The sequence below is a fragment of the Cellvibrio fontiphilus genome (assembly GCF_042646205.1).
Taxonomy (GTDB): Bacteria; Pseudomonadota; Gammaproteobacteria; order Pseudomonadales; family Cellvibrionaceae; genus Cellvibrio; species Cellvibrio fontiphilus_A.
In genome coordinates, this window is record NZ_JBHRTF010000004.1 from 1,055,536 (window position 1) to 1,073,708 (window position 18,173).

Here is an 18,173-nt window from a genome sequence, read left to right on the forward strand (position 1 = left end):
AACCCGAGGTAGATCATGAGTATTTTTAGTCATTACCGCGAGCGTTTTGAAACGACACAGCAGGAAGAATTAACTATTCAGGAATATTTAGATCTTTGCAAGAAAGATCCAAGTGTCTATGCATCTGCCGCAGAGCGTATGTTAATGGCGATCGGCGAGCCTGAAATGGTTGACACCTCCCAGGACTCTCGCCTCAGTCGAATTTTTTCTAACAAAATAATCAAGCGTTATAAAGTCTTCAGTGACTTTTACGGTATGGAGGAATCCATCCAGCAAATTGTTTCTTTCTTCAAACATGCAGCGCAGGGTTTGGAGGAGAAAAAGCAAATCCTCTATTTGCTCGGGCCTGTGGGTGGTGGCAAATCGTCTTTGGCGGAAATGCTTAAATCGCTGATGGAAAAAATGCCGATTTACTGCATCAAAGGCTCTCCGGTATTTGAATCACCACTGGGTTTGTTTAACGCCGATGAAGACGGAAAAATTCTGGAAGAAGACTACGGTATCCCGCGCCGCTATCTCAAAACCATTATGTCCCCCTGGGCTGCCAAACGCCTGCGTGAATACCGCGGAGACATTACCCAATTTAAAGTGGTGAAAGTTTACCCTTCTATTCTTGAGCAAATCGCTATCACCAAAACTGAACCTGGTGATGAAAATAATCAGGATATTTCTTCGCTGGTCGGCAAGGTGGATATCCGTCAGCTGGAAGAGTTTCCACAAAATGACCCTGATGCCTATAGCTTTAGCGGTGGTTTGTGCCGCGCTAACCAAGGCTTGATGGAATTTGTGGAGATGTTCAAAGCGCCGATCAAAGTGCTGCACCCATTGTTAACCGCAACCCAAGAGGGCAATTACAACAGTACCGAAGGTCTGGGAGCTATTCCATTTGACGGTATTATTTTGGCGCACTCTAACGAATCTGAGTGGCAGAACTTCCGCAACAACAAAAACAATGAAGCGTTTATTGACCGGGTTTATATCGTCAAGGTGCCTTATTGTTTGCGTGTTACCGAAGAGATGAAAATCTACGAGAAGCTTCTGCAGAATAGCTCGCTATCCAAAGCACCTTGTGCGCCAGACACTCTGCGCATGCTGGCGCAATTTACCGTGCTGTCGCGTATCAAAGAGCCGGAAAATTCCAATATCTTTTCTAAAATGCGCATTTACGATGGGGAAAATCTAAAAGATACCGACCCGCGCGCTAAATCCCTGCAGGAATATAAAGATGCCGCCGGGGTTGATGAAGGTATGACCGGGCTGTCTACTCGTTTTGCGTTCAAAATTTTATCCAAGGTATTCAATTTTGATCCCACCGAGATTGCAGCCAACCCAGTGCATTTAATGTACGTGCTTGAACAGCAAATCGAGCAGGAACAATTCCCCAAAGAGGTGCAGGACAAATACCTGGGTGCCTTAAAAGAATTCATTTCGCCTCGCTATGTGGATTTTATTGGCAAAGAAATTCAAACCGCTTACCTGGAATCCTACGCCGAGTATGGTCAGAATATTTTTGATCGCTATGTTACCTATGCGGATTTTTGGATTCAGGATCAGGAATATCGCGATCATGAAACAGGTGAAATTCTAAATCGCGCCTCCTTGAACGATGAGCTTGAAAAAATTGAAAAACCCGCAGGCATTAGTAACCCTAAAGACTTCCGCAATGAAATAGTTAATTTTGTATTGCGGGCAAGGGCTAATAATGCCGGTAAAAATCCGGATTGGCGCAGCTATGAAAAATTGCGCATAGTCATTGAGAAGAAAATGTTCTCCAACACCGAGGATTTGCTGCCAGTTATTTCCTTCAATGCCAAAGCCTCAGTGCAGGACAAGAAAAAACACCAGGATTTTGTGCAGCGCATGGTGGAGCGCGGCTACACCGAAAAACAAGTTCGTTTGTTGTCCGAGTGGTATTTGAGAGTAAGAAAATCCCAGTAACTATTAATCGGGCCGCCCGGGAAAATAGCAAATTCCGGGTGGCTTGAATGGGTGAGTAAACCATAAGGTTGAAATATGAGTTACATAATTGATCGACGACTCAATGCCAAAAATAAAAGTGCGGTAAACCGCCAACGCTTTTTGCAGCGCTACCGCCAGCAGATTCAAAAAGCCGTGTCTGATGCAGTAAATCAGCGCTCTATCACCGATATTGATAAGGGCGGTAAAGTCAGTATTCCTGCCCGCGATATCAATGAACCCACCATTTATCACGGCCAGGGTGGCTACAACGAGCGGGTGCTGCCCGGCAATAAACATTTTTCCGAGGGCGATAAAATTGCGCGCCCGCAAGGTGGTGAAGGGCAGGGCAGTGGCAGTCAGGCCAGCGATTCCGGCGAGGGGGAGGATGATTTTTCTTTCACCTTATCGCAAGAAGAGTTTCTGGATTTTATGTTTGAAGGTTTGGAGTTGCCTAATTTGGTCAAGCGCCAGCTCTCCGGGTTGGAGGAATTCAAAACGGTACGTGCTGGTATTGCTAATGAAGGGCAGCCTGGGCGCATTAATATTGTGCGTTCCTTGCGCTCAGCAAATATGCGCCGTATAGCGCTTACTGCCGGAAAGCGGCGCCAATTGGATGAATTACATGCAGAGCTGATCGCCTTGGACAAGCAGCCTGATTCTCCTGCAAAAAAAGCTCGTATTGCCGATATTTTGGAAATTATTGCCAAACTGGAAAAGGCAATTGGACGAATTCCTTGGTTGGACACTTTTGATCTCAAATACAACTTGCACATTAAACAACCTGTGCCGCGTTCCAAAGCGGTGATGTTTTGTTTGATGGATGTATCTGGCTCCATGGATCAGGCCACCAAAGATATCGCCAAACGATTTTTTATTCTGCTGTATTTATTCTTGCAGCGAAATTATGAAAAAACCGAAATTGTTTTTATTCGCCATCACACCATCGCCAAAGAAGTGAATGAAGACGATTTTTTTCATTCGCGGGAAACCGGTGGCACAGTGGTATCCAGCGCACTGCGATTAATGCAGGAAGTCATTCAGGATCGCTACTCACCGGAAATTTGGAATATCTACGGCGCACAAGCATCGGACGGCGATAACTGGGGTGAGGATTCAGACCTCTGTCGCGATATTTTGGTGGATGAGTTGTTGCCCAGCTGTCAGTATTTTTCCTATATCGAAATTACCCAAAATCAACACCAAGCGCTGTGGGATACTTACGAGACAATTCAACAAGAGTATCCCGAGCGTTTTGCGCTTCAGCATATTCGTGAAGCAGGCGATATTTACCCTGTATTTCGTGAACTTTTTCATAAGAAGGTCGCATGAAAAAACCACTGTTTACTACATCTGAATGGAATTTTGATTTAATCCGGGATGTCGATACAGTGCTGGCCGAGCTGGCGGCTGAGTTCGGCTTGGATACCTATCCTAACCAAATTGAAGTGATCAGCTCTGAGCAAATGATGGATGCCTATTCCTCTGTTGGCATGCCTATTGGTTATCACCACTGGTCTTATGGAAAACAATTGCTCAGCACCGAGCATTCCTACAAGCGCGGCCAAATGGGCCTGGCCTATGAAATAGTGATTAACTCCAATCCCTGCATCGCTTATTTGATGGAAGAAAATACCATGACCATGCAGACGCTGGTCATTGCCCATGCCTGTTATGGGCACAATTCATTCTTTAAAGGTAATTATTTATTTCGCACCTGGACTGATGCGAGTTCTATTATCGATTATTTGGTTTTTGCTAAAAATTATATTTCCAAATGCGAGGAGCGCTATGGTGTTAACGAAGTAGAAAATATTCTTGATTCTTGTCATGCATTAATGAACTACGGTGTGGATCGTTATAAAAGACCATCGCCTATATCTGCCCATGAAGAAGAGCGCCGGCAAAGCGAGCGCGAAGAATATTTACAAAAACATGTGAACGATTTGTGGCGCACCATTCCTAAATTGGCCAGCCATGATGCTGAAAAAGATCTAGCGCGTTTTCCCTCGGAACCACAAGAGAACATTTTGTATTTCCTGGAGAAAAATGCACCTTTATTGGAACCTTGGCAGCGTGAAATTATCCGTATTGTGCGCAAGATCGCCCAGTATTTTTATCCGCAGCGCCAAACCCAGGTTATGAATGAAGGCTGGGCCACCTTTTGGCATTACACCTTGCTGAATGAGCTTTATACACGCGGTTATGTCACTGATGGATTTATTCTGGAGTTTTTGCAATCCCACACCAGCGTAGTGGCCCAACCAGCTTATGATCACCCTTATTTCAGCGGCATTAACCCCTATGCCCTGGGGTTTGCGATGATGAGCGATATACGCCGTATGTGTGAAAATCCCACTGAGGAAGATAAACATTGGTTCCCCGAAATTGCTGGTTCAAACTGGAAAGAAACCTTACAGTTTGCGATGAAAAACTTTAAAGATGAAAGTTTTATCCTGCAATTCCTTTCGCCTAAAGTTATGCGTGATCTAAAACTGTTTAGTATTGTGGATGACGATCAGCAGGAGAAAATCAGTGTGGATGCCATCCACAACGAAAAAGGCTTTAAAAAGCTGCGCGAAAATTTGGCGGGGCAATACAATCTGGGCAATCGCGAACCCAATATCCAAGTCTACAACGTCGATGTGCGTGGGGATCGCTCGCTCACTTTGCACCACTATATGCACAACCGTCGCCCGCTGGCCGGTTCAACCAACGAAGTACTGAAACATTTGCATCGTTTATGGGGCTTTGATGTGCATTTGCATTCAGTAGATGGCGGCGAGATTAAACAAAGTTTTGTTTGTCCATCTCGCACATCTTGATTTTATTTTTTGCCCAGCCGTTTACGCACCATGTGTGCATACAAAATCGCAGGAACAACCACAAAGAATGTAATGGCCGATAGCATCCAAATAGAGCTTTGGTAGAACAGTGCCAGGCTGGCAATATCGGCTGCTTGTTCATTGTTAATCTGTTCTGCAAAAGGTATTGCACCGAGTGCAGCTTCCCTGGCGATGGAGAAGCCGCCACTGGCCGCACTTTCCCAGCCCAGTGCTGAAAAAGAACCGTAGGCTTTGTAGCCTATGGCTGAAGCACCAAATCCGATAGCGCCTATGCCGATAGTGCCCATGCCCAAGAGTCCGGCACCTACGGCACCTATACTGATAATACCAACCGAAACAATGCCGACGCTGATTGGTGCAATCGCCACTCCGCCCCACGCAAAGAGTAACCCGTAGGCGTGACTACCACCTGCTACCCAAGCGACGAGTGGTTTATCGCCATCCTCCGGCATACCAAAACGGAAATGAAAAAGTGGAGCACCGGCGATACAAATACGGCTTTTATACTCACGCTGTTTGGAACCGATTTGATCAGCAGGCGCTTGAAATGCTTCGGGATAAAATAATCGTTCCTGCATTCTGATCCTGCGCATTGCACTGTGCATTTTCACGGTGATAACAATGTAACTTGTGATGAGCAGAGCAACAAAAAATTGCGAAGCAATTGCATAGATTTTTGTGTTATCGATATTTTGCTGTGTGCTGACTCTGGCAAAGTGCTCCAGACTTACCATTCCAATAATATAAATAAATGTGAATACAAAATAGAGCAATGTGACGAGTATGACGCTACGGCGCTCGCGTTTGGTGCGCGATTGGTCAAGTGCCGCTCTGATCCCAAAATAAGAGCTCACAATGCCGGCAAATGCGGCCAGGGTTGCCAGCATTGCAGTCCATTTAAAAATTGAGCCGGCCTTTGCTGCACCTGCACCAAAAGTGGCGATTTTTATGGCGGGTGCAATATCCTTAATTGCAATCAGGACGGACAAGGTGAGCGCGGTGCCTTGTTTGCTTTTTGCCAAAGTATCTTCCACAAAATTCACCATGGCTTGTTGCAGTAATTTACGGCCACGCGACAGCCGTTGTTTTACTGTGTCTTCACTTAGCTCCAGCTGATTGGCAACATGTTCAATGGAACACTGCTCGCGATAAAATAAAATCAACGGCTCGCGATAAGTGTCGGGCATTTTTTCCAATGCTTGCCACAACAGTGCCTGCTCCTGGGCACTGATAAGGTCATCTTCAATTTTCCCCTGCGCGGGCAGCTCATGTTCGTAGTCATCCAAGGCATGGGCATCTGTTGCCGGTTGGGTGACTTCTTTGCGGCGAAAGTGACTGGCTTTGAAGCGAACAATTCCGCACAGCCAGGATTTTAATTTCTCCGGATCGCGCAGGGTGTCGAGTTTTTTCCACGCCTCGATAAAGGTTTCCTGGGCGATATCCTCACTGTGTTTTAAATCCCCAACGGCCGAATAAGCCAGTGCGCACAATAAATTCTGGTAGCGGGTCACTATGGTGCAAAAGGCATCCCTATCGCCTCCCAAGGAGGCCATCACCAAATCGGCATCGTTCCAATCGAACAACGGTTTTCGTCTTTTAAATAGGCTCATGGTTTTTGGTCTCTGGCTCTGAGCCAATAAGTGCCCGTTTTATGAAAAAGGTGACAAGAACATAATAAAAAAATGTCACCGCTCCCGAAAAAACTCAATTTTTTATCAGATAACACGAAAAACGCATTTTTTTGTCACCTTTCTTTTCCGTTCCGGCACTTATTGGTAGGCACGGCAATGCTGTGTTTGACCCACGCATGTTAACAGCATGTTAATTCCAGTAGCGCCTCAGGGCAAAACACTCAGGATGGAGCAGCACCCATGAACAATCGTAAGGCAAGCGCGTTAATGTTTATTCAACCTTTATTACTATCCACGTTACTGGCATCTGCAAGTATCAGCTTCGGATCAGGTATGGCTCCGGTTGTCGATGATTTTAGCAATGCCCAGCAGACCAGCTTGGGTTTTCCGCGCTATTTTGTGAATGACACTATGGCGGGTGGCAACACAAAAACCGAACAAGAGATAGTGAAAGGTGTGATCTCAACAAAAGGCGAAATTATTCCCCCGCGTGGACAACCGGGTTGGGCGAGTATTGCCTTGCCACTTGAAGCGCAGGGAACGCCCAAAGACAGCAGCGCCTTTGAAGGTGTTCGTCTGCTGATTAAAGTGAATAGCGGGAATCTTTCCGTGTCTGCTAACAGCACGGAGATTACCAATTTTGACTATCACGTCGCGCTCATTGTAGTGGCTGCCGACGGTAAATTTCATGAAGTTAAAATTCCATTTGGCTCAATGAAACGCAGTTGGTCTGAACAGACTCCGCTCAATACCAAAACCCTCAACAGCATCAGCATTACCGCCTATGACATGGCAAAAGGCAGTTTTGATTTTGCAGTCGATGAAGTGAGTTTTTATTAATTCATTCAACGTAATCATGTTGGGCAATCTTATGAATAAACCAATACTTAACAACCAGCGGTTGGATTATTTAGACGCTGCCAGAGCCTTTGCGCTGATACTAGGCATTGTGTTTCATGCAAGCCTGTCGTTTATGCCGATGTTTATTGGCTGGGCAGTCATGGATGTATCAACCAGTTCTGTTGTTGCGCTGTTTGTCATGATCGCCCATTCATTTCGCATGGAATTATTTTTTCTGATTGCCGGCTTTTTCAGCCATATGAGTTTTCATAACCAAGGCGGGCGCAATTTCATGCGCTCGCGTTTTTTTCGCATTCTTGTACCGTTTGTGGTGGGTTGGTTTTTACTGCGGCCACTGCTTGTTTCCGGTTGGATTATCGGCGGCGAAAGCATGCGCGGCGAGGCTAATATTCTGGCTGGACTCCAGTCGGGTTTTGCCAGCCTCGCAAAATTACCAACTGACTTATTGGTGGGCACGCATCTATGGTTTTTATATTATCTGTTATTAATCAGCGCGCTTGTTCTTGTTTTGCGTTATTTGCTAGCGCTACATAATCCGCTACAACAAAAAGTAGTGCAATTGAGTGATAGTGCGATGAAATGGATGTGCAATTCGCAGCTTGCAATATTTGCGCTCGCCATTCCCTCCGCCATTTGCTTGTGGTTTATGAATTACTGGAGCGTAGATACGCCCGATAAAACACTGGTTCCCAATATTCCGGTATTGCTGGTGTACGGTGCTTTTTTTATTTTCGGGTGGTTGTTGCATCGGCAAACAAAGCTGATCGAACAGTTCTCTCGTTTGACATGGAGTAAGTTTTTACTTTGTGTGAGCGGAATTATTATCACAAGCGTGATTTACGATCTCTCGGTAAAACTCACGCATCCTCACTACTCACTGTTGAAAGCCTGCTTTGTGTTCAGTCATGCCATTATGATGTGGTTGTTGGTTGCACTGACGATTGGCTTATTCAGGCGCTTTTTGGATCGCCCGAGCAAAACAATCCGTTACCTTGCCGATTCATCCTATTGGCTTTATTTAATCCATTTGCCAATTGTTATCTTCCTGCAAATTACTTTTGCTGAATTGCCTTGGCATTGGTCGATAAAACTTGCCAGCATTTCACTATTGACCGTTGTTATATCCCTTGTGATTTACGATTTACTTATTCGCTCGACAATCGTTGGGGCTATTTTGAATGGAACCTCCAAACCGCGATTTTTGTTCTATCGCCGTGAAGCGATATAAAATGAGTTTGAACTATTGGGTTGGATGATAGTCGATAAACCTTGTACTATTTCTATCTGCTCTTATTTCTACCCCCCTCTTTTGGATGGCACCAAAGGATTAACCACATAATAATCAGGATTTTTTATGGATAAGCGTTTTTTGTCGTTGTTCAGTTTGATATTGATTTGTGTTACCTCAATGTCAAATGCCCGTGAGATTGCATTGACCTTTGATGATGCACCCACGCCTGACTCAGTATTAATGACCGGTGCCGAGCGAACCCAAAAAATTATTGATGCATTAAAAAAGGCTGACGTACCCGATGCATTGATCTTTGTAAAAGCAGGCCACATAGATTCCCAAAATACAGAGCGTTTAACACAATATGCGGATGCCGGCTTTCATTTGGCAAACCACAGCTTTTCCCATCAATCTGCAAGTCAAATAGGCGTAAACGCCTACGCTGAAGATGCCTACAAAGCACATTTAGCACTAAAGCCCTTTAAAAATGTACTGAACTTTCACCGTTTTCCTTATCTGCATTATGGAAAAGATCTGGCGGACATTAGCCAGTTGCAAGCTTTGCTGACCGAGCTTGGCTATAAAGATGGTTATGTCACTGTCGATAATTTTGATTGGTATATCAGTTCGCTCATCACCAAAGCTGCTGAAGAAAAGAAAACCATTGATTATGAAAAAGCCCGTGATTTTTATGTGAATAGTTTGTATGACTCTATTGAGTTTTATGATGCTATTGCCAAAAAAACATTAAAACGCTCTCCACGGCATGTGCTTTTATTGCATGAAAATGATGCAGCGGCATTGTTTGTGGGCGATCTGGTAAATCATTTGCGCAGCAAAGGCTGGAAAATTATTTCGCCCCAGCAAGCCTATAAAGACCCTATCGCAAAAAGCTTTCCGCAAGTTGCTTTGCATAAGCAGGGCAGGGTTGCCGCTATTGCCAGTAGCAAAGGCATTCCCGATGCTGAGCTACGTCATCCATCAGAAAATGAACAATATTTGGATCAGGCTTTTGCTAAGGCAGGCGTGATTGTTAGTCAATAATTGATCATAAATAAAGGAATAACATGTTTATCAAAAAAGCTTTTGCGTTGCTGGTGCTAGGTGCTGTTATTTTTATGAATGGCAGTTATGCAAACCAGCTACCCCCATTTGGTTATCCCGCCTATGAAACTATTAACATTCATGCGAATAGCAACAATAAAGATTATGAACTTTATGTACAGCTACCCAAGTCATATCCGGATACAAAAACGGCTTACCCGTTAATCATTGTTAATGATACTAGCTGGGCTTTTCCGATTACCAATGGTGCTATGGCATTAATGGGAGGAGCTGTTGTTAAGGAAGCGATTGTGGTGGGTATTTCCTACTCCAAAGGTGATGATCGTATGCTGAGCCGTACACGCGATTACACACCTACATTTTCACCGACAGATAAAAACGGGAGTTCGAGCCCGGCTCGTAAGGCGTCTGGTCACGCCAAAGAGTATGTTGATTTTATTGAAAGTCAGGTAATCCCTTTATTGCAGAAAAAATATCGCATTGATTCAAACAAAAGGGTTTTTGTTGGGCATTCTTACGGCGGGTTGCTCGGCACTTATATTTTATTTAAAAAGCCACACTTGTTTACTGATTACATTATTGGCAGCCCATCCCTGTGGTATGACAATCGCGTTATGTTTAGCCTTGAACAAGCCTTTGCCAAAAACCATAACCGTCTACCAGTTAACGTCGCTATGTTCGTTGGATCACTTGAAAATGATTACTACCCAATGGTGACTGATTTATTGGCGATGGAAAAACAATTGCGCTCACGCAACTATGAGGGATTTAATTTGCGTGTTGAAGTATTGCAAGGGGAAAGCCATCACAGTGTTTTTCCCGGTTTGCTCTCCAAGGGATTGATGGCAACCTTGCCCTTGGAAAAATAATATTCCTGATTGCGGCTGCTATTGCAGCTGCCGCAATTATCTTTTTAACTCATACACACACATATTCACCGCTGAAGCTAAATTCAGCGATTCAATCGCCCCGCAGCCTGCAATAGTAAACGCTTGTGCATTCATCGCCTGCAGTGCCTCACGCGGTACACCGCGCGCTTCATTGCCAAACAGGTAGCAGTCAAAATTTTTAAAACTCTTATCACTCAATGCTTTTCCGTTCATATCCAGTGTGGCGATAGATGTGAATCGTTCAGCCAGTGATTCGACAGGTACATCCAATTCAATCGGCACATGAAAAATCGCGCCCATACTGGAGCGAACCACTTTGGGGTTGTAAGGATCAACCGAGCCAGGGCTGAGCAGGCAGCGAAAGTTGCCGAACCAGGCGAGGCTGCGCAAAATGGTGCCTAAATTGCCGGGGTCTTGTACTTCATAGAGGTAAATAATTTTTTCGTTGGCTGTTTGAGTGCCTGTGTTATTCAGTAGGGGCGCTACAGCGATAATCCCTTGCGGCGTTTTGGTGTCGGACAACTGCGCCATGTGTTTTTCGCTGACCAGATGTTTTTTAAACTGGCTCGGAAAATCCTTGAACTGTTCGGTCACAAATAATTCGCAGTGGTTCAGCGCCGGATTAATCGCAGCCGCTTTTTCCAATTCCAGAATTAAATGTTCACCCTCCACCAAAAAATAACCGAATTCGGTACGGTATTTTTTGTGGTGGAGTTTTTTGGCTTCATCCAGTTTTAATGACATGGCGATTAACCTTGCAGATCAGCGAGCATGGCTTTTGCGACAGCTTCAGCGACTTTAATACCATCCACTCCCGCCGATAAAATTCCCCCCGCATAACCAGCGCCTTCACCGGCAGGATACAAACCGCGCGTATTTAAACTTTGTAGCGATTCGTGATTGCGCGTAATGCGCACCGGGGATGAGGTGCGGGTTTCAATGCCGGTTAAGACGGCATCATCGCGATCAAAACCGCGAATTTGTTTACCGAATTCTGGCAGCGCTTCGCGAATCGCCTCAATCACATAATCGGGCAGGGACGGTGCTAAATCGCCCAGTTTTACACCGGGTTTGTAAGAGGGTTCTACTTCACCAAATTCGCTTGATGGCTTGCCGCGAATAAAATCGCCCACCAATTGCCCCGGTGCGCAGTAATCATGTCCACCCAATTCAAATGCGCGCGATTCCAATTTTTCCTGCAGTTCGACCCCCGCGAGCGGGCCGCCGGGGAAATCTTTTTCTGGTTCAATTCCCACCACAATGCCCGCGTTAGCATTGCGCTCGTTGCGTGAATACTGGCTCATGCCGTTGGTGACAACGCGGTTAGGTTCGGAGGTGGCGGCGACTACGGTGCCGCCGGGGCACATACAAAAACTGTACACCGCGCGGCCATTGTTTGCGTGGTACACCAATTTATAATCCGCTGCGCCTAATTCGGGGTGACCGGCATACTTACCGAGGCGAGCGTTATCAATTAAAGATTGTGGGTGTTCAATACGGAAGCCCACTGCGAAGGGTTTGGCTTCAATAAATACACCGCGCTCGTGAATTTTGCGGAAGGTATCGCGCGAGCTATGACCAAGTGCAAGCACTACATAACGGCTGCGCAGTGTTTCGCCACTCGCCAATACCACACCTTCAATGCGGCCATTTTCAATAATAAAGTCGGTCACTTTACTTTCAAACCGCACTTCACCACCCAGTGCTTTAATTTCTTCGCGCATGGTGGATACCACGCCGGTCAAGCGAAAGGTACCTATGTGCGGTTTGCTTACATACATAATCTCTTCTGGCGCACCGGCACGCACAAATTCGTGCATGACTTTGCGGCCATAAAATTTCGGGTCTTTAATTTGGCTGTAGAGTTTGCCATCAGAAAATAAACCCGCACCACCTTCACCAAATTGCACGTTGGATTCGGGCGTTAATACTTTATTGCGCCAGAGTGCCCAGGTGTCTTTGGTGCGTTTGCGTACATCCTTACCGCGTTCTAACACAATCGGTTTAAAACCCATTTGCGCAAGAGTCAGTGCGGCAAATAAACCGCAGGGGCCAAAACCTATCACTAGTGGGCGTTCGGTTAAATCCGCGGGCGCTTGTGCAACGGGATAATAGTTGGTGTCTGGTGCGGGGCGAATATTTTTATCATCGGCAAAACGGCTGAGAATTTTTTCCTCATTATTTGCTTGCAGGTCGATGATATAAACAAAGGTGATTTCGCTGTTTTTTTTGCGCGCATCGTAGCTGCGTTTAAATACGGTGAAATCCAGCAAATCGGTATCTTTGATTTTCAGGCGTTTGACGATGGCAGCGCGCAGTGCTTCTGCGGGGTGATCGAGCGGCAGTTGCAGTTCGGTAATACGGATCATGATGGCTCCTGGCCGGTAACTTTCCGGCAAAAGGATGAAAGACTGGGAAATGAGGCATTTTACGCGGCTTGGTGCAGGGCTGCCAGATGAGCACACCGATTGAGCTGCATTTTTTGTCACCAAAGCTTCATGAACTTGCCATTAATTAGTCATAAGCCACAACCATTCTTGCGGGCTGATTGTCTTCTCATTCGACCTTAAAGGATCAGTCCATGCAATTTGCAAAGAAAGTACTCTCGCTGGCAGTTATTGCCAGCTTACCCATGCTAATGGTTGGCTGTGGTGGTGACGATGGTAAAAACGGTACTAATGGCAGCAACGGTAGCAATGGCAGTAATGGTGCAAATGGCGCAGATGGTAAAACCAGCCTGATTGCACAAACCCGGTTAGTTGCTGGTGATAGTCAGTGTTTTGCGGGCGGCATAAAAATTGAAACCGGTATTGATGTCAACAGCGATAACACTTTGCAACCTACAGAAGTGAATCAAACTAGCTATCAGTGTGAAAAAACGCTGGTGAATAGTGCAATGAATTTTAATCGTGTAGCCACCTTTCCCGTGTGTTTACAAATCAGCGCGACTTGCAATACCAGTGATGAAACCGCTGCAGAAATTGTTGCTGCGAGCACTGACGGCATGACCTTGATTTATACCGACGCGCTCAAAGAGCAAATTGGTTTTACTGATATCAGCCAGCTCAGTGCACCTTTGGCAAGAGGTGTGTTGGCTATGGGTGGTGAGCCCACATCGATTGCAGTGAAAGGCGGTTATGCGTTAATTGCGGTAGATACTTCTGCTGATTTTATTAATGCCTCTGGCGATTTTGTTGTTGTCGATATTGCAACTCAAACGATTGTTCATCGCCGCAGTATTGGTGGTCAGCCAGATTCGGTAGCCATCAGCCCGGATGGCAAATATGCCGCCATTGTGATTGAAAACCAACGCGATGAAGACCTGAATAATGGCTTGCCACCACAGTTGCCAGCCGGCAAATTAATTGTGGTTGACCTGAGTGCAGCCAGCCCCGTTGACTGGACTATGCGCGATGTGAATTTAACCGGTATTGCCAGTTTGTACGCCGCTGACCCTGAGCCAGAATTTGTCGATATCAACACCGATAATATTGCTGTAGTAACCTTGCAAGAAAATAACCATATTGCGTTAGTTGATTTGGCGACGGCTAGTGTTACAAATCACTTTACGGCAGGCGCTGTAGATCTGGTAAATGTAGACCTCACTGATAATCGCCCTGCGTTAATTAAACCCGTCGAAGTAAAAACAGCACAGCTGCGTGAACCCGATGGCGTAACCTGGATTAATAAGGATTATTTTGCCACTGCAAACGAAGGTGATTTAAATGGCGGCAGCCGTGGTTTCACCGTGTTTAATAAACAGGGTGAGGTTATTTGGGATTCCGGTTCAGCACTGGATGATATGGCAATTCGCTTTGGTCATTATCAAGATCGTCGCTCAGATGCCAAAGGTAATGAGCCAGAAAATATTGAAATGGGTGTGTTCGGTGGCAACCGTTATTTGTTTGTTAACTCCGAGCGCTCCAGTGTGATTTTTGTTTACGATGTGGCTGACCCCACTAAACCGGTATTCAAACAAGTATTGCCTGCCAGTGCCGCACCTGAAGGTGGTTTGGCAATTCCCGCGCGCAATTTATATGTTGTCGCCTCTGAGAATGACACACGCAGTGCAGCCATTCGCGCGGGTTTGAATATTTACAGTTACAACCAACAACCGGCAGCTTATCCAACCGTGCAATCCGTAAATCGCCCGGACGGCAACCCAATTCCCTGGAGTGCTTTATCGGCGTTGACCAATGACATGAATAACCCCGATATTCTCTATTCCATTGAAGATAGCTTCTTCGGTCAGAATAGAATTTTTGTGGTGGATATCAGTACCAAGCCAGCGCTGATTGTCGATGAAATAAAAATCATGGACACCAATAACGTGTTTGCTAATTCGGGTGTGAATGCACATTTACCGAGTGTGACTAACGCTGAACTAGCCGCGATGATTAACGCTGACAAATCCGTGAATATAGATCCCGAAGGTTTGGCAAAAGCAGCTGACGGTGGTTTCTGGATCGCCTCGGAAGGTTCAGGCGCAGCGGCTAGTGCGGCATCTATGAATTTGATTTTCAAAACCGATGCCCGTGGTGTGATTGAATCGGTCATTCATTTGCCCGCTGCAGTGAATAATTTGCAAATCAACAATGGTTACGAAGGTATTGCTGAGTATAACAATAGCCTCTACGTCGCCTTCCAACGCGCGTGGGCGGGTGAGACTAATCCACGCATTGGTATTTATGATTTGGCTGCACAAAGCTGGAAGTTTGTGTACTACCCCTTGGATGCTTACAGCTCGCAATACGCGGGTGGTTGGGTGGGTTTGTCGGAAATTACGTCCATCGGCAATGGCGAGTTTATGGTGCTGGAGCGCGATAACCGCGGCGGTTTGGATGCGGCCATTAAACGTTTGTACAAAATTAATTTACAAACGGTTAGCGATGGTGATCTGATCACCAAAACCCTGATTAAAGATATCAAACCGGCCCTCGCTTCCACCAAAGGGACTTTAATCGAAAAAGTAGAAGGTGTTGCGGTCACCCTGAACGGTGAGGTTTATATAGTGACCGATAACGACGGCGTGAATGATCACAGCGGCGAAACCCAACTGATGAATCTGGGTCGCTTGTTTTAATTAACACCTCTGCGTGACTTCAAGGGAGCTTCGGCTCCCTTTTTTGTTGGCCGGAAATCTGATTGCATAAATTTTGGTATTACCTATAATACCAAATATGATCCCATCAATTGTGATAGATACCAATGTATTGGTTGCTGCCCTCAAGTCCCGCTTGGGGGCGTCCTTTAAGTTGCTGATGGCGCTGCCATCCGCTAGTTATAACCCCTGTTTATCCGTACCCCTGTGTGTGGAGTATGAGTCGGTATTAAAACAGCCTGAATTGTTGCCACATCTATCGACGGATGAGATCGACGCGGTATTGAACTATGTGCTGAGCCGCGCCAGCATCCACGAAATTTTCTTTCTATGGCGCCCGTTTCTCAAGGATCCAAAAGATGATTTGGTATTGGAAGCTGCAGTAGCGTCGCAGAGCCAATATCTGGTGACGTTTAATCTGCGTGACTTTGCCGATGTTGAAAAACAGTTTGGTATTAAAGTGGTTACTCCCCAAGAATTTTTACACGAGCAGAGGTTGATATGAGTACGCTGAGTTTGCGTTTGCCTGATTCTGTTCACGAGCAAATTAAATTGCTCGCCAAAAAAGATGGCATATCGATTAATCAGTTTGCGGCATCGGCGATTGCCGAAAAAATGGCGGCCTATCTCACTGAAGAATATTTAAAAAAGCGTGCGGTCAATGGTAGCGAGCAGGCTTTTTTAACGGCAATGGCAAAAGTGCCAGATGTTGAAACAGTAAATGAAGATAAGTTGCCCTAACGGATGTGATGTATATCTGCATGCGCGATACGGTAGAGAATGTTTTAAACGCTCCATAAAAGTGAAACCCTGGTTTTAATATGGCTAGATCCAAAAGCAGTAACCGTTGGCTGGAAGAACACGTCAACGATCCCTATGTGAAAAAAGCCCAGGTGGATGGCTATCGCGCGCGCGCGGCTTACAAACTTATCGAATTAAATGAAAAAGATAAATTGATTCGCCCCGGCATGATGGTGGTGGATTTGGGTTCAGCGCCGGGTAGCTGGTCGCAAATTGCCGGGCGTTTAGTGGGTGTGAAGGGCAGGGTGATTGCGTCCGATATTTTGCCGATGGATTCGCTGGAGCACGTGGATTTTATTCAGGGTGATTTCACCGAAGAAGCGGTGTTTAACCAGATTATGGAAAAGCTTGGCGGCAACCGTGCGGATGTGGTGATCTCTGACATGGCGCCTAATATCAGCGGTGTGGATGCGGTGGATCAGGCGTCTTCCATGTATTTGGTTGAGCTGGCGCTGGATATGGCGCGCAGCGTGTTAAAACCCAAGGGCGATTTTGTCGCAAAAGTTTTTCACGGCGAAGGTTACGATGATTACGTGAAAGATGTGCGCACGTCATTTGAGAAAGTCGTGATTCGTAAACCCGACGCCTCGCGCCCGCGTTCGCGTGAAGTCTATGTGGTGGGTAAGGGGTTTAAGGGGTAGCTCAGTGGGGCTGTGTGTGTTTTGCCAGCCCACTGTTTTCATATCAAGAACTGCGCACCACCAATTCGGTTGGCAGCATTTGTGATCTGACCGGTTCGTCGCCGTTAATTTGCTGCAGAATTTTCTCTACTAATAATTTTCCACCGGCGTGAATGTTTTGGCGAATGGTGGTTAGCGGCGGGTTGAAAAATGGGGCGATGGGAATATCGTCAAAGCCAACGACCGAGACATCTTCCGGCACTTTATAACCCTGTTGTTGCAACGCATTAATTGCGCCCATGGCGATATTGTCACTGGCGGCAAAAATACCATCAAAATCCAAATCACCTTGCAACAATTCCGTGACGTGATTAAACCCGGATTCAATAGAAAACGCTGCTTGTACATGGCGCTCCTGAGTTGCTAATCCGGCTGCTTTTAGCACATCAAAATAACCCTGGAAACGCTGATTAATTTCCGGGTGGGCAATATCCCCCAAAAATACCAAGCGCTTACAGCCGCGCTGCAATAAATGCTGCGCAGCAATTTGGCCGCCCTGATAATTATTACTGCCCACCACGCAATATTGTGTGTCCGGTTTTGCCGCACCCCACACAACCAAGGCATCACCCATGGCATGTAACTTTTGTAGCGGGGCGTCGTCGCGCCCGGTGCCTATCACAATAATGCCATCGGAGCGTTTTGAGCCAAGCAGGTGCGAGTGCCAATCGTTGCTGGTAATCGCGGGGCTGGAAAATAATAAGCTGTAGTTATGTTGGTGTAATTCATCGGCAATCGCGCCGATCATATCCATCATAAACGGGTCAGAAAATTTCTGACCATCGTGAGTTTCCGCGTTAATAATCACTGAAATGGCGTGACTGCGTTGCAGGCGCAAATTACGTGCACCGGTATTGAGTTTGTAATTCATCTCACGCGCGAGTGCCTGAATTTTTTCGCGTGTTTGTTCATTGATAACCGGATTGTTATTCAGTGCGCGCGATACGGTGGATTCCGCCACACCGGCGCGGCGCGCGATGTCGGCAATGGAGACTGGCGACAATGGTATTTTGCTCATGAGATAACAACACCCTGATTCTGTTGGGTGCATGGTATGTAAGTCATTTGTTTTGCACAACCAAGAATCTTTATACAGCCAAGTGTCTGTATA

General features: G+C 46.0%; 15 protein-coding genes. 11 read left to right on the top strand and 4 right to left on the bottom strand.

The window, feature by feature from the left end:
- Nucleotides 1-15 precede the first annotated feature (15 nt).
- From ACFODX_RS13115 to ACFODX_RS13125, 3 genes are all read left to right on the top strand, one after another.
- Entirely contained in the window at nucleotides 16-1,938 is a 1,923-nt protein-coding gene (locus tag ACFODX_RS13115) for a PrkA family serine protein kinase (RefSeq protein ID WP_378119811.1), read from the top strand.
- A gap of 75 nt (nucleotides 1,939-2,013) precedes the next feature.
- Nucleotides 2,014-3,288 carry a YeaH/YhbH family protein gene (locus ACFODX_RS13120; protein WP_378119813.1) on the top strand — a complete coding sequence of 425 codons (1,275 nt, stop codon included), beginning with the start codon at nucleotides 2,014-2,016 and terminating at the stop codon, nucleotides 3,286-3,288.
- Complete coding sequence (locus ACFODX_RS13125; RefSeq protein ID WP_378119815.1) at nucleotides 3,285-4,781, top strand: SpoVR family protein; 1,497 nt, start codon at nucleotides 3,285-3,287, stop codon at nucleotides 4,779-4,781. Before ACFODX_RS13120 ends, ACFODX_RS13125 begins: the two co-directional genes overlap by 4 nt.
- Before the next feature lie 2 nt (nucleotides 4,782-4,783).
- On the opposite strand, the gene ACFODX_RS13130 is transcribed toward ACFODX_RS13125, so the two are convergent.
- Nucleotides 4,784-6,412, bottom strand: coding sequence for an RNA polymerase sigma factor (locus ACFODX_RS13130; protein ID WP_378119817.1), 1,629 nt, complete (start codon nucleotides 6,410-6,412; stop codon nucleotides 4,784-4,786).
- 261 nt (nucleotides 6,413-6,673) lie between these two features.
- Here ACFODX_RS13130 and ACFODX_RS13135 point away from each other — a divergent pair, with 261 nt between their 5' ends.
- From ACFODX_RS13135 to ACFODX_RS13150, 4 genes are all read left to right on the top strand, one after another.
- Nucleotides 6,674-7,273 carry a CIA30 family protein gene (locus ACFODX_RS13135; RefSeq protein ID WP_378119819.1) on the top strand — a complete coding sequence of 200 codons (600 nt, stop codon included), beginning with the start codon at nucleotides 6,674-6,676 and terminating at the stop codon, nucleotides 7,271-7,273.
- A gap of 31 nt (nucleotides 7,274-7,304) precedes the next feature.
- Nucleotides 7,305-8,522, top strand: a complete 1,218-nt coding sequence (locus ACFODX_RS13140) for an acyltransferase family protein (RefSeq protein WP_378119821.1) — start codon at nucleotides 7,305-7,307, stop codon at nucleotides 8,520-8,522.
- A gap of 126 nt (nucleotides 8,523-8,648) precedes the next feature.
- Nucleotides 8,649-9,569: a polysaccharide deacetylase family protein gene (locus tag ACFODX_RS13145; RefSeq protein ID WP_378119823.1), complete on the top strand. Its 921-nt coding sequence runs from the start codon at nucleotides 8,649-8,651 to the stop codon at nucleotides 9,567-9,569.
- A 23-nt stretch (nucleotides 9,570-9,592) separates the two neighbouring features.
- Entirely contained in the window at nucleotides 9,593-10,459 is an 867-nt protein-coding gene (locus tag ACFODX_RS13150; RefSeq protein ID WP_378119826.1) for an alpha/beta hydrolase, read from the top strand.
- A 36-nt stretch (nucleotides 10,460-10,495) separates the two neighbouring features.
- Here ACFODX_RS13150 and ACFODX_RS13155 read toward each other — a convergent pair whose 3' ends face one another.
- Together ACFODX_RS13155 and ACFODX_RS13160 are read right to left on the bottom strand one after the other, a co-directional pair.
- Nucleotides 10,496-11,224 carry a TrmH family RNA methyltransferase gene (locus ACFODX_RS13155; RefSeq protein ID WP_378119828.1) on the bottom strand — a complete coding sequence of 243 codons (729 nt, stop codon included), beginning with the start codon at nucleotides 11,222-11,224 and terminating at the stop codon, nucleotides 10,496-10,498.
- 5 nt (nucleotides 11,225-11,229) lie between these two features.
- The gene (locus ACFODX_RS13160; protein WP_378119830.1) at nucleotides 11,230-12,849 is read right to left on the bottom strand and encodes an NAD(P)/FAD-dependent oxidoreductase; all 1,620 of its coding nucleotides are present in this window, start codon (nucleotides 12,847-12,849) and stop codon (nucleotides 11,230-11,232) included.
- Between the two features lie 212 nt (nucleotides 12,850-13,061).
- On the opposite strand from ACFODX_RS13160, the gene ACFODX_RS13165 reads away from it, so the two are divergent.
- The 4 genes from ACFODX_RS13165 to rlmE all read left to right on the top strand — a co-directional run bounded on the left by ACFODX_RS13165 (nucleotide 13,062) and on the right by rlmE (nucleotide 17,023).
- Nucleotides 13,062-15,563, top strand: a complete 2,502-nt coding sequence (locus tag ACFODX_RS13165) for an esterase-like activity of phytase family protein (protein ID WP_378119832.1) — start codon at nucleotides 13,062-13,064, stop codon at nucleotides 15,561-15,563.
- Nucleotides 15,564-15,660: 97 nt separating this feature from the next.
- A complete protein-coding gene (locus tag ACFODX_RS13170; protein ID WP_378119834.1) occupies nucleotides 15,661-16,086 on the top strand; it encodes a putative toxin-antitoxin system toxin component, PIN family in 426 nt (141 codons plus the stop codon).
- Entirely contained in the window at nucleotides 16,083-16,322 is a 240-nt protein-coding gene (locus tag ACFODX_RS13175; protein WP_378119836.1) for a toxin-antitoxin system HicB family antitoxin, read from the top strand. The genes ACFODX_RS13170 and ACFODX_RS13175 overlap by 4 nt, the downstream gene beginning before the upstream one ends.
- A gap of 80 nt (nucleotides 16,323-16,402) precedes the next feature.
- The gene (gene rlmE, locus ACFODX_RS13180) at nucleotides 16,403-17,023 is read left to right on the top strand and encodes a 23S rRNA (uridine(2552)-2'-O)-methyltransferase RlmE (RefSeq protein ID WP_323815017.1); all 621 of its coding nucleotides are present in this window, start codon (nucleotides 16,403-16,405) and stop codon (nucleotides 17,021-17,023) included.
- 43 nt (nucleotides 17,024-17,066) lie between these two features.
- Here the strand turns inward: rlmE and ACFODX_RS13185 are convergent, their stop codons facing one another.
- Nucleotides 17,067-18,080, bottom strand: coding sequence for a LacI family DNA-binding transcriptional regulator (locus ACFODX_RS13185; RefSeq protein WP_378119839.1), 1,014 nt, complete (start codon nucleotides 18,078-18,080; stop codon nucleotides 17,067-17,069).
- Nucleotides 18,081-18,173: the final 93 nt, after the last annotated feature.